Genomic DNA, 314 nt, shown 5'->3' with positions numbered 1-314 from the left:
TGATGTCGTGGAACTGGTTGCGGAGCACGATATTCCACCCCTCGTAGAGCGCCTGCTGCGGATACGTCTGCCAGCCCTGCGCCAGCGCTTGCCGGACCGCGAGCCACTCCGTCTCCCGATATAGCAGCTCGAGCTTGCGGTTCATCCGCTTGACGAACGCCTGACTCGTATACGTGCCGCGATGCAGCTCCAGATAAAGCTCTCCGTCCCACGTGTGGACGTACTCGTCTGTGCCCGCCACCGTCTCGCGCAGCTCGGCGAAGTAGTCGTCGGCGCGGCCGGTCGTCACCTGCGGCAGCCCCGGCATCTCGGCG

General features: G+C 65.3%; 1 protein-coding gene. It reads right to left on the bottom strand.

The features are described from left to right. Nucleotides 1-314 (bottom strand): hypothetical protein (locus PA598K_RS00685; RefSeq protein ID WP_148091909.1); only part of this gene is annotated, 314 nt, incomplete at both ends.

This window comes from Paenibacillus sp. 598K (assembly GCF_003851045.1).
Classification (GTDB): domain Bacteria; phylum Bacillota; class Bacilli; order Paenibacillales; family Paenibacillaceae; genus Paenibacillus_D.
Note: the sequence above shows the minus strand (reverse complement) of the source record. Positions and strands in the feature narration are given on the sequence as shown.